This is a genomic window from Geobacillus sp. B4113_201601 (assembly GCF_001587475.1).
Classification (GTDB): Bacteria; Bacillota; Bacilli; order Bacillales; family Anoxybacillaceae; genus Geobacillus; species Geobacillus icigianus.
The window spans coordinates 1-16806 of record NZ_LQYX01000076.1; the positions used below are offsets into that span (position 1 = coordinate 1).

Genomic DNA, 16806 nt, shown 5'->3' on the forward strand with positions numbered 1-16806 from the left:
TGCATGTATTAGGCACGCCGCCAGCGTTCGTCCTGAGCCAGGATCAAACTCTCCAAAAGAAAGTGGATTGGCTTTGCAAGCTTCGGCCGCTATCGGCTCGCGACGCTTCGGCCCTGCTGCGGCGGCGATAGCCTCCTCGCAGGCCCTCCAGCGCGTTTCGCCGATAGGCAAGCGGCCTCCGCTTTTCGTTGCGCTTCGTTTCGTTCAGTTTTCAAGGAACAAATTGATCGTTCATTGCTTCGCTCGAGGAGTTTGTCTCCTCAAAAGCGACTCTTATAATATATCATTTCTTTTTGTTTTTGTCAACATGTTTTTTATCTTTTTTGCCGCATCAAAGCGGCTTTATTAATATAGCACCTCTATGTTAATATGTCAATTGCTTATATAAAGTTTTTTCTTTCCAATTAACACTATTTTGCTTTATCTCTTCCACTCTCTCACTAACATTCCGTACACAACATGATCGACAAAGTGGTCGTAAAGCCACTCTGCATCACGAATTGTTCCTTCCATCACAAAACCTAGTCGTTCCGGGATTGCCCTGCTCCGCTGATTTCCTACCGCGCACCGGATTTCAACTCGATTCACTCCTTGCTCAGCGAACAAATCGTCAATACAAGCTTTGCATGCTTTCGTCATCAATCCGTTTCCTTGAAACGACTCACCAAGCCAATAGCCGATGCTCGCCTTTCTGTTCGCCCGGTCGATGTAATGGACACCAATTACACCGGCTAATTGTCCTTGATAAAAAATCCCTGCCTCAAATCCATTACTCGAGGCAAACTTTTGCAGTCCTTGAGAAATGAACGCCTTCGAATCCTCCACCGTATTGGTGGAATCAACCCACGGAAGCCATTGACGGAGGTGCGCGCGGCACGAATCAACCAATGCAAAAAGCGGCTTCGCGTCTTCCATCGTCAACAACTTGAACCATACATCTTTCTCCACATAACGGATAAACATCAATGACTCCCCTCCAACTTTTTGACCATTATACCATAATTGAGATCATCCGACCCCTCATGCGAAAAAATTTATGCACATAAGATACAAAAAAAGACTGTTCTCAAGATGATCAAACTCATCCTAGGAACAGCCCTGTTCTCTTTTTCCTATTGGCGCAAGAAGATGAAATAACAGATAAAAATGACAAACAGTACATACAATAATGGATGCACTTCTTTGCCGCGGCCTTTCAAAATCATCGTGATCGGATAGAAAATGAAGCCGACGGCGATGCCGGTGGCGATGCTGTAGGAAAGCGGCATCGTAATCAATGTAAAAAACGCCGGTACAGCTACCTCAAACTTCTTCCAATCGATTTCACCGATCGATGAAGCCATCAATACCCCTACGATGATGAGCGCTGGCGTCGTAACTGGCGCGGTAATAACGCTTAACAGCGGCGAGAAGAACAAAGCAAGCAAGAACAACATCCCCGTCACGACCGCCGAAAACCCGGAGCGCCCTCCAGCGGCGACGCCGGCCGACGATTCGATGTACGACGTCGTCGTCGATGTGCCAAACACCGCTCCGACCATGACGGCCGTCGCGTCAACGAGCAGCGCTTTGCCGGCGCGCGGCAGCTTATTGTTTTTCAACAACCCGGCTTGGTTGGCGACCGCCAAGAGCGTGCCAGTCGCATCGAAAAAGTCAACGATAAAGAACGTCAAGACAACACCGAGGATTTTCCATGAAAAAATGTCCGGCAAATGTTTGATCGCGACGCCGAAGGTTGGAGAAATGTCCGGAATAGCGCCGACAATTTGATGCGGCACTTTAATCAAACCGAAAATCATGCCGACAATTGCGGTAATGACCATGCCGTAAAAGACGCCGCCATTTACTTTTCTTACCATAAAAACAATGGTGATGAACAATCCAAAAATGGCCAACAGTGCATTGCCATCTTTCAACGAACTTAATCCGACGAGCGTCGCTTTGTTATCGACAATAATTCCAGCGTTTTGCAGGCCGATGAATGTGATGAACAGCCCGATCCCGGCACCGACAGCGTACTTCAACTCAACCGGGATGGCATCAATAATTTTCTCCCGAACACCCGTCAGCGTTAAAATCGTAAAAATGATCCCAGAGACGAAAACTCCGGCAAGCGCTGTCTGCCAAGGAATCCCCATATGCAGGACAACGGTGAAGGCGAAAAAGGCACTCAATCCCACCCCGGGCGCCAAAGCGATCGGATAGCGAGCCAACACCCCCATCAAAATCGATCCGTACGCCGCGGCCAAAGCGGTGGCGACAAATACCGCTCCTTGGTCAATCCGCAATTCATCCGGAAAATCCTTCACCGCGCCGAGCGACAGGGTAAGCGGGTTGACGAACAAGATGTACGCCATCGACAAAAATGTCGTCAGCCCGGCGATGATCTCTGTCCGATAGTTCGTGCCGAGCTCATCGAATTGAAAATACTTTCTCACAGTTTGTCCCCCCTACAAAAAATAAAAACGCTTCTGCCGCTACCAGAAGCGTTGACTAGGAAGGAATGACGAACAGAGAGAGGACAAAACAAGCGCTCTCCTATCCCGCATCCCTCGTAGTCAAGCTATTTACGGTAGCTTGGTAGAAACTCCCGAGCCATATTCCCAGGATTATACGACGGAATTCGACCATATTCATGATTCCACGGCTATTGTATCAGCCTAAAGAGCAGCTGTCAAGGAAAAGACGAACATTCCTTAGGAAATGTTCGTCTTTTGTTCGTTTTTATTCCCACTCGATCGTTGCCGGAGGCTTGCTTGTAATATCGTAGACGACGCGGTTGACGTGAGGTACTTCATTGACGATGCGCGTCGAAATGCGCTCGAGCACATCCCACGGAATGCGCGCCCAATCGGCGGTCATCCCGTCGATCGAGGTCACCGCGCGGATGGCCACCGTATAATCGTACGTGCGGGCATCCCCCATCACTCCGACGCTGCGGATGTCAGGGAGAACTGTAAAGTACTGCCAGATTTCGCGGTCTAATCCGGCTTTTTTTACTTCTTCCCGCAAAATGGCATCCGATTCACGGACAATTTCCAATTTTTCTTCCGTCACTTCACCGAGCACACGGATGCCGAGCCCCGGCCCCGGGAACGGCTGGCGCCAGACGATCTCGTCCGGAATCCCCAATTGAGTGCCCAGTGCGCGCACTTCATCTTTAAACAGCATATTGAGCGGCTCGATCAGTTCGAATTTCATCTCTTCCGGCAAGCCGCCGACGTTATGGTGCGATTTGATCGTTTGCGCCGTCGCCGTTCCGCTTTCAATAATGTCCGTATAAAGCGTGCCTTGCACTAAAAATTCAATGCCCTCAAGCTTAGCCGCTTCATCGTCAAACACATAAATAAATTCATTGCCGATGATTTTCCGCTTTTGTTCCGGGTCAGAGACCCCTTTGAGCTTCGCTAGGAAGCGCTCCTTTGCATCGACTTTGATGACGTTCATGTGAAACTGCTCACGGAACGTTTTCATGACGCTTTCCGCTTCGCCTTTGCGAAGAAGGCCGTGATCCACAAAAATGCATGTGAGCTGATCACCGATAGCGCGATGCACCAACACCGCGGCGACCGATGAATCGACCCCGCCGCTTAAAGCGCACAACACTTTTTTCCCGCCGACTTGTTTGCGAATGCGGCGCACCTGCTCATCAATAAAGTTTTCCATCGTCCAATCGCCCCGGCAGCCGCATACCTCAAAGACAAAGTTCTTCAATAAATCATTGCCGTATACCGAGTGGCGCACTTCGGGATGGAATTGTACGCCGTACCATTTTCGCCGTTCGTCACTCATCGCGGCGATCGGGCACGAAGGGCTCGTCGCATCAACAACAAAGCCGCTAGGCGGAGCGGTCACCAAATCGCCATGGCTCATCCAAACGACTTGCTCGTCCGGCAACCCATGAAAAAGCAAAGAATCGTTTTTCACTTGGATGAGCGCTTTGCCGTATTCACGGTGCGCCGCTTTTTCCACCTTCCCTCCCAAATGATGGGCCATCAGCTGCATCCCGTAACAAATTCCTAAAATCGGCAAGCCCAGCTCAAAAATCGCCGGATCGCACCGAAACGCTTGCTCATCATACACGCTGTTCGGCCCGCCGGAAAAAATGATTCCTTTGGCGTTCAGCGCCCGGATGTCCTCAGCGCGGATCGTGTGCGGGTGCAGTTCGCTATAGACGCCAAATTCGCGGATGCGGCGAGTGATCAGCTGGTTGTATTGACTGCCAAAGTCCAAGACAACGATCATTTCTTGATTCATATCGTTCCACCTCATCAAAAAAATAACGCCGCCCTTGGCCGAGAACATGGATGAAGGCAGAATAGCAGCGTCTTCTGCCTTCATAGTCGGGCCGTTTACGGCGGCCCGGTAGAGACGCGCAAGCCGTATTCCTGCGCTTATATGAAGGGCTTTTCGTTTGTCCGTGTGCAAATTTGAATTCATTCTATCAACTTGCCGGCATGCGGTCAAGAGATCGTCCTTTTTATTAAATTTTCCCACAATTGAACAGCTTCGCGAACGTCTCTGTCCGGGAGACCGGTTCCGTACACCACACATTCATATAGCCTAGTCAACCGGTTCATTTCATCCGTTTCAAACAAACGATCGACCTCCTTCGCATACTGGCGCAGCGTTTCCTGCGGCCGCCGCTTCAGCCCGTAATCGTGCAAATGGCGTAAAAGCGCCGCATACGCTGAAATCAGCCAGTCGCTTCCGTCCGCTTTTCGGCGCTGAAAGCGAACAAGGGTCAGGCGCGGCCACCATTTCCGTCTTGTCGCATAAATCGCGCCAGCCGCTGCCACCAGCGCGGCCGCCACCACCACCCCCGTCTTCCATGACCAGAAGTCAACGAGCCGCTCCCACCAATGGCCGTCTTGGTTCGCGGCAGAAAACGGCTCCGACGGCGGCTGCGGGAGGTTCGTTCGATCCTGCTCTTCCGGTTGTTGCTCAGGCGCCGCAAGGTCATTCTCCTCGGAAGCATCAAGGGAAAACGCGTAAGGATTGACAACCCCCCGCGTCGGCTCAAACGGCACCCAACCGACGCCTTCAAAATACACTTCCACCCACGAATGCGCGTCATTGTTGCGCACTTCGTAAAGAAAATCGCCGTTTTGCTCCCCAACCAACCGTCCCGATACATAGCCTTTCACCCAACGGGCGGGGATGCCGAGCGTGCGCACGAGGACCACCATCGAAGTGGAAAAGTTGTCGCAATACCCTTGTTTCGTTTCAAACAAAAATTGGTCGACATAATCTTCGTTTTCCCCCGGCACGGCCACATTTTTCGTCTCATATACATATCCGCTCTGCTGAAAATATTGCTCGATGGCTTTGACTTGATCATAGGCTGTTTTTTCTCCGGCCGTAATTTGTTTGGCCAAGTCGCGCACCCGCTGCGGCAAAGTTTTCGGCAGCTGCGTATATCGTTTCAACAAAGACCGGTCTTGGACCGGGGGAGCAGCGCGCAGGGCGGCAATCGGAAAATCCGGCTCCCCATACGTGACAACATACTGTTTCATAGGAACCGCGTTGGCTCGGTCGTCGGTCGCCTCAATTTTCTCTGTCGCCAACTTCATGCGATAAACGACCGGAGTGGCCGTCCTCACTTGCCGCAAACCAAGCGGATAAACGAGATGAAATCCTCCTTGATGAAGGTGGATTTCCGCGGTTTGCTCCACCGTTTCGACTCGCGGGCTCCACCATTCATGTTTGATCGTCTCTCCATTGGCAAACGAGTAAACTTGTTCGCTCTGAAACTCCTCCCACCCCTTGCCGGTGTAAACGTCTTTCGTCTCGACGCGCCAATAATGAAGACCTCGATCTTTCGCTGTGAATACGAGCGTATCATCGGCAAGGAACGGTCCGCCGAGGCGGGAATCATTTTGTCCATACCCGACTTTGGCTACGGCAGAAGAAGCCGGCTCATCATCGCTCGGCTCCGGCACGGCATGAGCGCTGCGGATAAACGCCACCGGATCGGGCCATTGCGGCGGGAGTTTGGGGCCTGCATATCCTGCCGCCAGCGCCAACGCCGGAACGAACAGGGCGGCTGTCCGCCACCTTCCGATAGAAAATAAAGCGCCGTTTGCCCGCATCCGTTCGCCATGCAGCCACACAAAGGCAAAAAAACCGAGCCCGACAAGACGAACGATCGCCTGATCGCCGTTATATGGGAAAAACGTATCAAGGACGGCAATATACGTAACGGTCAACGCATACGGAATCAACCACTGCTGCCGTTTCCCGATGAGCCAATGAAAAGCGGCCGAAGCGAGCCATAGCAGAAGAAAAAAGACAAACGTGCGCACGGTATCGCTCGGCATGGAAGACCGATCGCCCCACAGCCAGTTGAGGCAATCCCGCCAAAGCGCCGAAGGCAAAGCGGCGATGGAGTGAGACGAAGATAAACGGGAGAGCGCCCATCCGATATAAACACCTTTCCCAAGAAATGCAAGCCACGCCGGGAGACGAACCCAATAGCCGGCAAAGCAAAGGAAGACAAACGAGACAAACAAACCGATATGCCCGGTATCCGTCACATCGTCCAACGGCCAAAGCCATTCGGTGAGCAGCCAAGCCGCAAACAAGGCAGGCAAAAACGAAGAGAACAGCCGAGCTACCCCCTTCTTCATTGAAACTCCCCTCCTTGCCGAACCGTTTGCAACATGTCAGGGGCAATGACGGAGACATGCACACCGCTGCGGCGAAGCTCTTCTTCCCAACGCCTTTGTTCCTCTCTCCGTTCGCCCGTCACAACATATAAAATGACGCGGCGCTTCATCGCCAGCGCGCGCAACGGCGGCACCAGCGCGGAAGACAAGGCAGACGTCACAAAAATGCATCCGGCCGCCGTTTTCCAATTCGTTTCGTCAACAAGCAGTGCCTCCATTCCCCCTTCGCGGGCCGCCTTCACTTCCGCCAAGCGGAGAAGAAGCGCCTGCCACTGTTCCTCATGACGCCGCGGCGCTAAGGACGAGCGCTCTTTCCCCGCCACAAGCAGCCCAACCGGAGCTCCCGCATCCAACAACGCTTTCGCTACAGAAGCGGCCAGCGTGACCAGCTCCTCGAACGAAGGTGATGGGCCGCCGTCCAAGACAACGAACCAATCGTCGTTGCGCTGCTCATCAAATTCTTTTGTCATCAACTCGTTCTTGCGCGCTGACGCCTTCCAGTGCACCCAGGACATTTTATCGCCCGGCGCGTATTCGCGAGCCCCGACCGCCACCGCTAGGTCGCGCCGATAGGCAAACGTCCGGGCCGCGTTTCCATGGGAAAACCACTCACGCACCATGCTCGCCGGCCACTCCACATAGCGAGGATAGACGATGACCGTGCACGGAGCCGAGAACGATTCCGCCCGCTTCCCCCAACCAAACATATCGCTCACTTCCAGCCGCACCGTTTCCAATTGATGGCGGCCGCGGGGCAACATAAGCGTCCATCGGCAAGAAAGACGGCGCCGAAACACCCAAGAAACGACGGCACCCCCACCTTTCCCCTCTCGTTCCTCACCGACCGCGACCGCGGCCATGGGAAACGGCCACGGCAGCTCAACCCGAACGGCAACCGGAATCGCTTCTCCTGCGTAATAGCGCCGCGCCGGCACCGTCCGGCTCACCGCCGCGCGCCGGAGCGGGTACAGAGCCACCGTCAACGCATGCAACCCAAACGGCAAAAAGCTATAAAACAAAAACCAGCTGACAAAGCCCCCTTGAAACATGGCGTAGGAAAACAAAACCGCAGTTAAGATCCCCACGCCCAACAAGGGCCGCCACGTTCTCCTCCCCGTTCGCTTCATCCCGTTCACCGCCGTCCTTGCACCGGCACCGGCGTGCGGGCCATCAGCTCGGAAAGGATCGTTTTCGCATCAAGCTTGTCCCATTTCGCTTCCGGACGAACGAGCAGACGATGGGCGAGCACATAAGGAGCAAGCTGCTGTATGTCATCAGGGATGACAAAATCGCGGCCATGAATGAGCGCGTAGGCCTGCGCCGCTTTCATCAAGGCGACCGACCCACGCGGGCTGACGCCTAAATACACGGCTTCATGCGCCCGGCTTTGCCGGACCAGCTCGACGATATAGCGCTTCACCGTATCGCTGACATACACATCGGCTACCTTCTGCTGCAAAGCTCGCAATTCGTCGAGCGTCATCACCGGTCCGATCTCTTCCAACGGCTTCATTTTTTCCAGCCGATGCAACAGCTCGATTTCCTCATCAGCAGACGGATAGCCCATTTGCAGCTTGAGCAAAAACCGGTCCAACTGCGCTTCCGGAAGCGGATACGTTCCTTCGTATTCAATCGGGTTTTGCGTCGCCATGACAAAAAACGGTTGCGGCAGCGCCCTCGTGATGCCATCGACCGTCACGCTCCCTTCTTCCATGGCCTCAAGAAGCGCTGACTGCGTTTTCGGCGACGTCCGGTTGATCTCATCAGCGAGCACAATATGGGCGACGATCGGCCCGGGTTTGTACTCAAACTGCCGCTCTTTCGGGTTATAGACCGAAACACCAATCACATCGCTCGGCAACAAGTCCGGCGTAAACTGAACCCGTTTCAACTCAGCTTGAAATGATTTCGCCAGCGCGCGCACGAGCATCGTTTTGCCGACGCCGGGCACGTCTTCAAGCAATACGTGCCCCTTGGCCAACAGCGCTGTTAAACTGAGCACAATCACTTGGCGTTTTCCAACAATGACTTGTTCGACATTGCGAACCACTTGTTCGATGGCGGGAAGCAACGGTTCGTTCATCGTCATGACATCAAGCTCCTTTTATGGTGATAAATGGGTCTTTTAGCGGTAGACAATATCTCGTTTATACTATTAATATGATATCGAATATACCGAACTTTTGGAATCGATTTGCAACAAAGGGGGAGGAGAAAAATGAGGAAATCAAAATGGACGATGATCGGCCCTGGGTTGATCGTCGCCGCCACCGGAGTCGGCGCCGGAGACTTGGTCGCCGCCCTTGTCGCCGGCACAAACTACGGCCTTATTTTCATGTGGGCGATTATCGTCGGGGCCTTGTTCAAATTTGTGCTGAACGAAGGAGTCGGACGCTGGCATTTATTAAGCGGAAAAACGATTTTCGAAGGCTGGCAGTCGATGGGGAAATGGGCGTCCGTCTACTTCGGGGTGTATGCGATCATTTGGGGATTTGTTTACGGAGCGGCGGGCACCTCATCGTGCGCGCTGGCGATGTCGGCAATGATCCCCTCGATCCCGCTTTGGGTGTGGGCGGTCATTCATGGCCTCGCCGGTTTTGCCATCACGTGGTCAGGACGGTTTCAGCTGTTCGAACGGGTGATGAATGTGCTCGTCGGACTAATGTTTGTCACGGTGGTCGGCTCGGCGCTCCTTGTATTGCCGCAGCTGGACGATCTTTGGCAAACCGCCGTTCCCCATTTGCCCAAAGGCTCGCTCTTGTATGCTCTCGGGCTAATCGGCGGCGTCGGCGGTTCGATTACGATGGCGTCGTACGGCTATTGGCTGCAGGAAAACGGATGGAAAGGCCGCGCCTACGTATCGCCGATGCGTTACGATTCCGCCATCGCCTATATCGTGACAGCGCTTTTTACATTGTCGCTTCTTATTTTGGGCGCCGCGCTTCTTTACGGAACTAATACGTCGATCAGCGGCGAACAAGGGCTTGTCTCGTTCGCTTCGATCATGGGCAATGAGCTGCATCCAGCTGCTCGTTGGCTCTTTTTGCTCGGCTTTTGGTCGGCGTCGTTTACATCCGTCATCGGCGTTTGGAACGGCGTTTCCTATTTGTTTGCCGATTTTGTTCGCAACATGCGGAAAACGCCGGTTGGCGCCGAGTCGCTCAACCAGACAAAAGCGTTTCGTTTCTACGTCTTTTGGCTCACGTTCCCGCCGATGCTCTTGCATTTTATCGGCAAACCGGTCGGGCTCATTATCGTCTATGGAGCGCTCGGGGCGCTGTTTATGCCGTTTTTGGCTGTCACGCTCCTTTACTTGCTCAACTCCAAAAAAGCGCTTCCGGACGAAGGGCGAAACCATTGGCTGTCGAACGTGCTGCTCACTTTATGCTTAGCGCTGTTTGCCGCCTTGGCGATCAATGAGCTCATTCGCCTGTTTGCCTAACATTGACCTGAGCTGGCGAGAAGGCTGTCACAAAGGAAAACGAGGGTGTCTCAAACGGAACACCCTCGTCCTCATGAGACAAAAAAGAACGCCGCTTCCGTCGCCGTATCCCAAAAGACCGGAGCCTCCTTGTCCCCCACTACTAGGAGGACGGTGAAAAATCGCTGTCGCACACCAATCGATGGCATTTTCATTCCGAAGAGAAAGCTGGTTCTGCAGGGTTTTTCTAATTGAGAAACGAGTGGAATCAGTCGTTTTTGCACGAAATCACCAGCCTCCTAGGCGCGCTGCCTCAACGTTTCGTATAGTTGTGTCGATCTTGAAGACAGACGACCTTTTGGATCAGCCCCGTTTTTTGGCCACCTGTTCGCTCCTAGCGTTTTGGGCCACTAAATCATCTTCTCCGGCCTTACCCATTCTTCGTACTGCTCGGCTGTCACATAGCCGGTTTTCAAGGCCGCTTCTTTCAGCGTCAATCCTTCGCGGTGCGCAAGCTTGGCGATTTCCGCGGCTTTGTCATAGCCGATATGCGGGCTTAACGCTGTCACGAGCATGAGCGAGCGGTCCACGTACTCTTTCATTTTCGTTTCGTTCGCCTCCAACCCTTGGGCGCATCGCTCATCAAATGAGCGAATAGCATCGCCAAGCAGCTGGACGGACTGAATGGCGTTATAGGCGATGACCGGTTTGAACACGTTTAATTGAAAATGGCCTTGGCTTGCCGCAAAACCAATTGCCGCATCATTGCCAAACACTTGCACGGCCACCATCGTCATCGCTTCACTTTGCGTCGGATTCACTTTGCCTGGCATGATGGAACTCCCAGGTTCATTGGCTGGAATCGTGATCTCCCCGAGCCCGGAGCGCGGTCCGCTCGCCAGCCAGCGAATATCGTTCGCGATTTTCATCAGATCGGCGGCGAGCGCCTTCAACGCCCCGTGAACATAAACGATCTCGTCATGGCTGGTCAGCGCGTGAAATTTGTTGGCAGCAGAGCGGAACGGGTAGCCGGTTTGGGTGTGCAGCTGTTTGGCGACTTGTTCGCCAAACGCTGGCGGCGCATTGAGCCCCGTGCCGACCGCCGTGCCACCGATCGCCAAATCGAGCAGCTTGTCGGCCGCTTCGCTGATCATCATTTTGCTTTTCTCCAGCATCGTCCGCCACCCGGAAATCTCTTGTCCGAATGTGAGCGGCGTTGCATCTTGCAAGTGGGTGCGCCCGATTTTGATCGTCTTCGCATATTGCCGCTCCTTCGCTGCGAACGTGCCAATCAATCCATCCAGCGCCGGCAGCAAATGCGTGTGAATTTTCGCATACACCGCCATATGCATGACCGTTGGAAACGTATCATTGGAGCTTTGTGACATATTCACGTCATCGTTCGGGTGAATGCGCTCCTCGCCGTCACGGAGCAGCTCGTTCGCCCGTCTCGCCACCACTTCGTTGACGTTCATATTCGTCTGCGTCCCGCTTCCCGTCTGCCAAACGACAAGCGGAAAATGCGCATCCCACTGACCGGCCAAAATTTCGTCGCACGCCGCTACAATCGCCCGTCTTTTCGCTTCGCTCAGCTTCCCGGCTTGCTCGTTGACGATAGCTGCCGCTTTTTTCAGCTCGGCATAAGCATAAATGAGTTCCAACGGCATCGTTTCCTTGCCGATCCGGAAGTTTTGCAGGCTTCGCTCCGTTTGCGCTCCCCAATATTTATCGGCCGGCACCCTCACCTCGCCGAGCGAGTCGCGTTCGATTCGTTCATTCATTGCGTTGTCCTCCTTTGTTTCGACATCCCCATGACAAGTTTATCACCAAAAGATATACTTGACTTTTAAAGACAAAATCGGTTGGTATAAAAAGGAAGGATGTCATAGTGAAGAGCTCCATTACATTTTTATTCCCATTTTGAGACAGATCAACGCAACAAATCGGCGGAAAAAACGTCTATGTTTAAAAAGGGGGAATGGTTCGACAATGAAGAAACGACGGGCCCCGCTTCTTATTTTGCTTCTATGGCTTTCCGGCTGTTCATTCGGTGATATCAAGCCGCCTGAATTAACGTTAACCGTCAACGGTGAAACGGTCGACCACCGGCTCGGGACTTACACGTGGTCGACAGGCCGGCGCGGAGTTGTTGCCGATGCCGCCGCCCCACCGCTGCTCGTCAGAGAACTCAAGCCTCATCCCGCCGCTTCAGGGGCAAAACTTCGCATCGAGTTTGACTACCGCCCATCAACACTCGAAGCCGGCGTATGGAAGGATGATGATGTTGACTGGCAGCCGGTGCAAGATGGAACGATCACACTGCCAAAACAACAAGGTTCGTACATCTACGTCATTCACGCTGCTTGGCAAGAGGGGGAGGCGATTTATGCGTGCTTGATCCGCATTCCATAGCATGGTCATTTTCATGGTCAAAACAAAAAGAACACCGGGGAAAACCCCAGTGTTCCAACGGATGGGAGGCGCTGATTACATCATGCCGCCCATGTCCGGCATGCCCGGATTGTTGCCTTTGTTTTCTTCCGGTTTGTCGGCGACAACCGCTTCGGTCGTCAAGACCATCGCAGCGACAGAAGCTGCGTTTTGCAGCGCCGAGCGAGTGACTTTCGTCGGGTCAACGATACCAGCTTCGATCATGTCGACCCATTCGCCCGTTGCAGCGTTGAAGCCGACGCCCGGTTTTTCGTTTTTCAGGCGCTCAACGATGATCGAGCCTTCCAGACCAGCGTTTTGCGCGATTTGACGAACCGGTTCTTCGATCGCGCGCAATACGATTTTCACGCCGGTTGCTTCATCGCCTTCCGCCTCGATGGACGCGACTTTGTTGTAGATGTTCATCAACGCCGTACCACCGCCGGCGACAATGCCTTCTTCAACCGCCGCACGAGTCGAGTTGAGCGCGTCTTCGATGCGCAGTTTGCGTTCTTTCAATTCTGTTTCGGTTGCCGCCCCCACTTTGATGACCGCTACGCCGCCAGCCAATTTCGCCAAGCGTTCTTGCAGTTTTTCGCGGTCGAATTCGGACGTTGTTTCTTCAAGCTGCGCACGGATTTGGTTGATGCGCGCTTTGATGCGCTCCGAATCGCCAGCGCCTTCGACAATCGTCGTCGTTTCTTTCGTTACGACTACTTTCGACGCACGGCCAAGCGAAGCGATCGTTGTCGATTTCAGTTCGCGGCCAAGCTCTTCCGAAATGACTTCGCCGCCTGTTAAAATCGCGATATCTTCGAGCATCGCTTTGCGGCGATCGCCGAAGCCAGGCGCTTTGACGGCAACAGCGTTGAACGTGCCGCGCAGTTTGTTGACAACGAGCGTCGCGAGCGCTTCGCCTTCGACATCTTCGGCGATGATCAAGAGCGGACGGCCATGTTGAACGACTTGTTCAAGAACCGGCAGCAACTCTTGGATGCTCGATACTTTTTTGTCCGTAATCAAAATGTACGGATTTTCGAGAACAGCTTCCATTTTTTCCGTATCTGTAATCATGTACGGCGAAACGTAACCGCGGTCGAATTGCATCCCTTCGACAACGTCGAGTTCCGTCGTGAAGCCTTTCGATTCTTCCAGCGTGATGACACCGTCGTTGCCGACGCGTTCCATCGCTTCAGCGATCAATTGGCCGACTTCTTCGTCAGCAGCCGAAATCGCAGCAACTTGGGCGATCGATTCTTTTCCTTTGATCGGTTTGGAGATGGCTTTTAATTCTTCAACGGCAACCGCAACCGCTTTTTCAATCCCGCGGCGGATGCCCATCGGGTTCGCACCAGCAGCCACGTTTTTCAGCCCTTCGCGGATCATCGCTTGCGCCAATACGGTAGCGGTTGTCGTCCCGTCCCCAGCGATGTCGTTCGTTTTGCTGGCGACTTCAGCGACCAATTTCGCGCCCATGTTTTCAAACGGATCTTCGAGTTCAATTTCTTTCGCGATCGTGACGCCGTCATTCGTGATGAGCGGCGAACCAAATTTTTTCTCCAATACGACGTTGCGGCCTTTCGGACCTAACGTGACTTTCACGGCGTCTGCGAGTTTGTCCACCCCGCGCAACATCGCACGGCGCGCTTCTTCGCTGAACTTGATTTGTTTTGCCATACCCCGTTACCTCCTTACAATATGGATGAAATTGCAACACGTGCATGAAGCGAACGTTAAGTATTCAGTGAGTTTTACGTATGTTTTATTTGATCGGCGCATAGATTAGCGAATGACAGCCAAAATGTCGCTTTCACGCAAAATTAAGTACTCTTTGCCGTCGTATTTCACTTCTGTGCCCGCGTATTTCGAGAAGATGATGCGGTCGCCGACTTCAACTTCCGGTGCAACACGTTGGCCGTTATCGAGCACGCGGCCTGCACCAACGGCGACAACACGGCCTTCTTGCGGCTTTTCTTTCGCCGTATCCGGCAACACGATGCCGCTTGCCGTTTTTTCTTCTGTTTCCACGACTTCAATGACAATGCGATCGCCTAATGGCTTCAACACGGGAAACAACCTCCTTAACGATAGTTTTCGCCGTTCTTATTAGCACTCATCTTTATTGAGTGCTAACACACTTATAATATTAATGAACTTCTTTCCGTTTTGCAAGTAGGAAATTCAAAAAAATAGTGGCTTTTCTTTTTGGCGCCACACGAGCCAATCGGTCGCCCCGAAGACCGACAAAGAACAACCGTCCTCCGCCAACCGGCAGCATTTCGCCCAAAACCGCTGCTTCCGGCGCGACAGAAACGCGCGAGCAGCGCATTGTTCCACCGACAAGCGGTCTCGTTCGTTTTCACGCTTCCGGCCTGACAGAAACATGCCGGCCAGCTGAAGGGCAACCGGGCGGGACGACGGCTAGCTTCTCAAGCCGGCGGCGCAAAATCCGTTTTCATTATTGCACATTTCCAGCGCCAATAAACACCCGGCGGCTGTTTTTTTGTCCCGTTTGCCGTTGGATTGAACCAACGCGCTTTTCTTATCATTTCGCCAAACATATGCTACAATACGGATATATTTTGAATAAAGGGGTTAGAAAACTTGAAACGTCATGACTGGTACGTGCTGATCACTTATATCGCCATGCAGCTGTCCGCTTTTGCGGGCGTGCCGCTTCTATGCGCCCTCGGCGTCGGGTCAAGCGCGGAAACCCCCAGCGAAGCTACAAAAATCGCTTCTGGATATTGGGCGGTCATCAGCTTTTTGACAGCGTTTGTCATTATTTTATGGCTGCTTCGCCGCGCCCGCCCTGAGCAAAACATGCGGCAGATGCCGCTCGCTTCATCGTGGATGTGGGCATTTTTAGGCGTGTTTTTGGCGCTTGTCGCTCAAAGCATCGCCGTCAATATCGAATGGCGGCTGCTCGGCATTGAACCAGGATCGGAGAACACAAGACAAATCATTGAGATCATTCGCTTGACACCGTTGCTAGTCATTGTCGCTTCGGTCATCGGCCCGATTTTGGAAGAACTCGTTTTCCGCAAAATCATTTTTGGATCGCTTTATGAAAAATACCGCTTTTGGCCGGCCGCGCTCGCAAGCTCGCTTCTTTTCGCCATCGCCCATATGGAGCTGGAGCATTTGCTTTTGTATACAGCGATCGGTCTGACGTTCGCCTTTTTATATGCAAAAACCGGCCGCATTTTCGTGCCGATGTTCGCCCATGTGGCGATGAACACGTTCGTCGTCGTTGTGCAGATGCTACTGGCTGATGAAATGGAAAAAATGATGCGCCAGCCGGAATTGCCGCTGACGATTTGGGGGGTATGGTTATGACGCGCCACCCTCGACTCTTCTCATTGCCCTATTTCCTTCTAGGTTTGCTGTTTACGTATTTGGCGATCCAAAGCGCGCATGAAACGATTTGGAACGTTTCGACCATCGCCTTGGCGGCGTTGGCGGCCTTTGATTTCGGAACCGCCTTTCGTCTGCTTTTTACCCCGAAACGATAAAGAAGGTGCCCCAAACGTGATATGATCCCCTTATAGTAGACAGAAAAAAGAAAGTCCACTACTCTGTTTACTATGGAGGGGGTTTTTCTAAGGAAGGCAGTGGATTTATATTTTAACTCACATTTCGCACCCTAACAGGGGAGAAAGAAAGGATTTTTTATTTCGTTTTTTAGAATACCATTTTGACCAACACAACGAGCGATGGTAATCCTTTTTTTACCATCGCTAGTCGTTCCGTATGACGTTACACGTCAATGCTCTTATCCATGCCCAATCCCTGCAGGATCCTTCGCTGATCAGGGGTGAGCGGTTTCCCTAACGCGCGTTGGATGCGCCCATCCGGCAACTCCAGTAGGGCGACGTTCACATACCGGAACAACTGAAAGATCGCCTGACCGGTCGGACGGGTCAGTTTCCGGCCTCCTGCGCCCTTGAATGGGCGTTCCGGGGTGATGAACGGACGCACCCGGCTCTGGAAGACGAGGGAAATGGCCAAGGCCAACAGAGAGAGGCCTTCTTTCTTGTCGATCTGCACGAGGCAAGACGAAAGGACTTGATGGAGATTCGCCTCATACAGGCGATCCCAATGACGCGCGATGGCATCGTCGTTGAACCAAGACGGATCCAGCCCTGGCCGAATCAGCCTCGGCCAATCGATGTCATGCGCTCATTGTTCCCAATGAACGAGCGCTTGCTGGCCGCTCAAGATATCCAGAATGATTAGCTTGACGATATCGCTGGCTCGAGTTTGGCATTGCGGATTCACGGGAAC

15 protein-coding genes, 1 rRNA gene and 2 riboswitches are annotated in these 16806 nt (G+C 53.0%); of the genes, 4 read left to right on the forward strand and 12 right to left on the reverse strand.

Going from position 1 to position 16806, the window contains the following annotated elements; all coding sequences use genetic code 11:
* From B4113_RS10405 to B4113_RS10435, 7 genes are all read right to left on the reverse strand, one after another.
* Positions 1–59, reverse strand: a 16S ribosomal RNA gene (locus tag B4113_RS10405); the annotation flags it as partial.
* Between the two features lie 361 nt (positions 60–420).
* The gene (locus B4113_RS10410) at positions 421–963 is read right to left on the reverse strand and encodes a GNAT family N-acetyltransferase (RefSeq protein ID WP_033842587.1); all 543 of its coding nucleotides are present in this window, start codon (positions 961–963) and stop codon (positions 421–423) included.
* A gap of 149 nt (positions 964–1112) precedes the next feature.
* Positions 1113–2438 carry an NCS2 family permease gene (locus B4113_RS10415; RefSeq protein WP_061912483.1) on the reverse strand — a complete coding sequence of 442 codons (1326 nt, stop codon included), beginning with the start codon at positions 2436–2438 and terminating at the stop codon, positions 1113–1115.
* Between the two features lie 97 nt (positions 2439–2535).
* Positions 2536–2637, reverse strand: a riboswitch (purine riboswitch).
* An 87-nt stretch (positions 2638–2724) separates the two neighbouring features.
* Positions 2725–4257 carry a glutamine-hydrolyzing GMP synthase gene (gene guaA, locus B4113_RS10420; protein ID WP_033842589.1) on the reverse strand — a complete coding sequence of 511 codons (1533 nt, stop codon included), beginning with the start codon at positions 4255–4257 and terminating at the stop codon, positions 2725–2727.
* A 63-nt stretch (positions 4258–4320) separates the two neighbouring features.
* Positions 4321–4422, reverse strand: a riboswitch (purine riboswitch).
* A gap of 41 nt (positions 4423–4463) precedes the next feature.
* Complete coding sequence (locus B4113_RS10425; RefSeq protein WP_033842590.1) at positions 4464–6629, reverse strand: transglutaminase domain-containing protein; 2166 nt, start codon at positions 6627–6629, stop codon at positions 4464–4466.
* On the reverse strand, positions 6626–7795 hold the full coding sequence (locus B4113_RS10430; protein WP_033842591.1) for a DUF58 domain-containing protein: 1170 nt from the start codon (positions 7793–7795) through the stop codon (positions 6626–6628). The genes B4113_RS10425 and B4113_RS10430 overlap by 4 nt, the downstream gene beginning before the upstream one ends.
* A gap of 5 nt (positions 7796–7800) precedes the next feature.
* Complete coding sequence (locus B4113_RS10435; protein ID WP_033842592.1) at positions 7801–8757, reverse strand: MoxR family ATPase; 957 nt, start codon at positions 8755–8757, stop codon at positions 7801–7803.
* 129 nt (positions 8758–8886) lie between these two features.
* On the opposite strand from B4113_RS10435, the gene B4113_RS10440 reads away from it, so the two are divergent.
* Entirely contained in the window at positions 8887–10110 is a 1224-nt protein-coding gene (locus B4113_RS10440; protein ID WP_033842593.1) for an Nramp family divalent metal transporter, read from the forward strand.
* A gap of 71 nt (positions 10111–10181) precedes the next feature.
* On the opposite strand, the gene B4113_RS10445 is transcribed toward B4113_RS10440, so the two are convergent.
* A complete protein-coding gene (locus B4113_RS10445; RefSeq protein ID WP_033842594.1) occupies positions 10182–10373 on the reverse strand; it encodes a hypothetical protein in 192 nt (63 codons plus the stop codon).
* 126 nt (positions 10374–10499) lie between these two features.
* Positions 10500–11870, reverse strand: coding sequence for a class II fumarate hydratase (gene fumC / locus B4113_RS10450; RefSeq protein WP_033842595.1), 1371 nt, complete (start codon positions 11868–11870; stop codon positions 10500–10502).
* Between the two features lie 208 nt (positions 11871–12078).
* On the opposite strand from fumC, the gene B4113_RS10455 reads away from it, so the two are divergent.
* Positions 12079–12501 carry a hypothetical protein gene (locus B4113_RS10455; RefSeq protein ID WP_033842596.1) on the forward strand — a complete coding sequence of 141 codons (423 nt, stop codon included), beginning with the start codon at positions 12079–12081 and terminating at the stop codon, positions 12499–12501.
* Positions 12502–12576: 75 nt separating this feature from the next.
* Here the strand turns inward: B4113_RS10455 and groL are convergent, their stop codons facing one another.
* Together groL and groES are read right to left on the reverse strand one after the other, a co-directional pair.
* Positions 12577–14196, reverse strand: a complete 1620-nt coding sequence (groL, locus tag B4113_RS10460) for a chaperonin GroEL (RefSeq protein ID WP_033022716.1) — start codon at positions 14194–14196, stop codon at positions 12577–12579.
* 105 nt (positions 14197–14301) lie between these two features.
* On the reverse strand, positions 14302–14586 hold the full coding sequence (groES, locus tag B4113_RS10465) for a co-chaperone GroES (protein WP_033022714.1): 285 nt from the start codon (positions 14584–14586) through the stop codon (positions 14302–14304).
* 537 nt (positions 14587–15123) lie between these two features.
* Here groES and B4113_RS10470 point away from each other — a divergent pair.
* Both B4113_RS10470 and B4113_RS10475 read left to right on the forward strand, forming a co-directional pair.
* Positions 15124–15858: a CPBP family intramembrane glutamic endopeptidase gene (locus B4113_RS10470; protein ID WP_033842599.1), complete on the forward strand. Its 735-nt coding sequence runs from the start codon at positions 15124–15126 to the stop codon at positions 15856–15858.
* Positions 15855–16034, forward strand: a complete 180-nt coding sequence (locus B4113_RS10475) for a YdiK family protein (protein WP_033022711.1) — start codon at positions 15855–15857, stop codon at positions 16032–16034. Before B4113_RS10470 ends, B4113_RS10475 begins: the two co-directional genes overlap by 4 nt.
* Positions 16035–16278: 244 nt before the next feature.
* On the opposite strand, the gene B4113_RS21185 is transcribed toward B4113_RS10475, so the two are convergent.
* Complete coding sequence (locus tag B4113_RS21185; RefSeq protein ID WP_369802255.1) at positions 16279–16692, reverse strand: DUF4277 domain-containing protein; 414 nt, start codon at positions 16690–16692, stop codon at positions 16279–16281.
* Positions 16693–16806 lie beyond the last annotated feature (114 nt).

Excerpts from the sequence above, each read along its gene's own strand:
- B4113_RS10435 (WP_033842592.1), bottom strand. The coding sequence starts at position 8,757 with ATGACGATGAACGAACCGTTGCTTCCCGCCATCGAACAAGTGGTTCGC.
- guaA (WP_033842589.1), bottom strand. The coding sequence starts at position 4,257 with ATGAATCAAGAAATGATCGTTGTCTTGGACTTTGGCAGTCAATACAAC.
- B4113_RS10425 (WP_033842590.1), bottom strand. The coding sequence starts at position 6,629 with ATGAAGAAGGGGGTAGCTCGGCTGTTCTCTTCGTTTTTGCCTGCCTTG.
- B4113_RS10430 (WP_033842591.1), bottom strand. The coding sequence starts at position 7,795 with ATGAAGCGAACGGGGAGGAGAACGTGGCGGCCCTTGTTGGGCGTGGGG.
- B4113_RS10475 (WP_033022711.1), top strand. The coding sequence starts at position 15,855 with ATGACGCGCCACCCTCGACTCTTCTCATTGCCCTATTTCCTTCTAGGT.
- fumC (WP_033842595.1), bottom strand. The coding sequence starts at position 11,870 with ATGAATGAACGAATCGAACGCGACTCGCTCGGCGAGGTGAGGGTGCCG.
- B4113_RS10410 (WP_033842587.1), bottom strand. The coding sequence starts at position 963 with ATGTTTATCCGTTATGTGGAGAAAGATGTATGGTTCAAGTTGTTGACG.
- groL (WP_033022716.1), bottom strand. The coding sequence starts at position 14,196 with ATGGCAAAACAAATCAAGTTCAGCGAAGAAGCGCGCCGTGCGATGTTG.
- B4113_RS10455 (WP_033842596.1), top strand. The coding sequence starts at position 12,079 with ATGAAGAAACGACGGGCCCCGCTTCTTATTTTGCTTCTATGGCTTTCC.
- B4113_RS10440 (WP_033842593.1), top strand. The coding sequence starts at position 8,887 with ATGAGGAAATCAAAATGGACGATGATCGGCCCTGGGTTGATCGTCGCC.